We start from the raw sequence: 1,494 nt of genomic DNA, 5'->3' as shown, positions 1-1,494 counted from the left end.
TTTAGTATGGATAATATTCTAAGACGCATATTTTTTGATAAACATAATCATTGGGATCGATTCGTTAACAAATATGGGGGACGAGTGCGTCCAATTGTCCTGAAAGAAATAGAGAAATTTCGAGAATGTGGTAACCCTAAAAATGGATTTAAATTATTTGTATGTGAAGGATGCAACGATCCTAAATTAGTACCATATCGGTGTAAAGGACGATTTTGCACAACGTGTTCAGTCGGAGAGAGTGAAGAATGGGGACGTCTTCTTTCAGAAGACACGATTCATACAACCCATCGTCATGTCATTTTTACGATTGATGAAGGTCTGAGAGATGTATTTCTGAAACATCGCCATTTACTCAAGCCTCTAATGGATGCAGCAGCGAATCTTATTAAGTCCTATTTTAAAAAGAAAGGTAAGTTAACCCCCGGTATCATTGCAGGTTTACATACATTCGGTTCTAGAGTTAATTTTAATCCTCATGTTCATATGTTAGTAAGCATGGGAGGTTTGACCAAGAAAGGGAAGTGGAAAACCTTAGACTTTATCCCTTTTCAAATGCTAAGGAAACAGTGGCAAACTGTGGTGTTAAAAGTGATAAGAAAACACTTAACGGAAAGAGAAAAGAAAGTAGTTCAACCACGTTTACAAGCTGCCTATAGCAATAATTCTGAAGGCTTTTATGTCTATGCACCTAAACAACGAGGTAAAATAAATGAACAATTGAGATATATCGGTAGATATATCAGGCGTCCTGCTATAGGTATGAACCGAATCGTGGCATACGATGGACAATTTGTAACATTTAAGTATGAGGATAAAACGGATGGGAAAGAAAAACACGAAACGGTAACTGTAGAAGAGTTTATTATCTTGCTTATTCGACACATACCAGACGAGCAATTTAAAACCATTCGCCATTATGGTTTATATTCCAGAAGATCTAAGAGTATTAGTAAAAAAATCATTAGTATATGGCAAAAAGCAAACAGAAAATGGTTAGTTAAAATAAAGAAATCCTTAACAAAAAGAACTTATCGTGAGAAGGTTATTGCATCTGGTGGAAAAGATCCCATGAGGTGCTCTTGTTGTGATAACTTTTATGAATATATGGGTGAAGTATGTCTTGAGGATGGTAGGCTTGAAATCAAAGTATCGTTAAGTCGAGAAGCAACTAACTATATGGAGAGGGTGATTAGACATCTCACGCAAGAAGAAGAAAAAAGGAACAGATCATTTGAAGAAAAAGAAAAAGTCAGTTGACTTCATTTGTGAAAGTTGTGGTATGGAGGAATATATTCCCTATCAAGTGGTCAGAGATTTTGATTTGATGGATCCAGGGGATCCATCTGAACCGCCTCGCTTTAGTTGTGAGCAATGTAATGGAGAAATGTATCCTGTTGAATATATTGATGTTAGAGGTAAAACGCATACATTCAAAGGTAAGCACTAACCCAAAAGAGGACCGGACGTGGTTTTTACGTCCGGTTTTTCTTA

The 1,494-nt window shown here is 36.5% G+C and carries 2 protein-coding genes; both read left to right on the top strand.

What is annotated here, in order from left to right; all coding sequences use genetic code 11:
- Positions 1–6 precede the first annotated feature (6 nt).
- The gene (locus ACTWQB_RS17295; RefSeq protein ID WP_175616068.1) at positions 7–1,260 is read left to right on the top strand and encodes an IS91 family transposase; all 1,254 of its coding nucleotides are present in this window, start codon (positions 7–9) and stop codon (positions 1,258–1,260) included.
- Positions 1,235–1,450 (top strand): hypothetical protein, encoded by a 216-nt coding sequence (locus ACTWQB_RS17290; protein WP_377329513.1) that lies wholly within the window; start codon positions 1,235–1,237, stop codon positions 1,448–1,450. The genes ACTWQB_RS17295 and ACTWQB_RS17290 overlap by 26 nt, the downstream gene beginning before the upstream one ends.
- Positions 1,451–1,494: the final 44 nt, after the last annotated feature.

Source organism: Piscibacillus sp. B03, assembly GCF_052246295.1.
GTDB lineage: Bacteria > Bacillota > Bacilli > Bacillales > Alkalibacillaceae > Piscibacillus.
The sequence above is the reverse complement of the archived record's forward strand: the minus strand, read 5'-3'. Positions and strand labels throughout refer to the sequence as shown.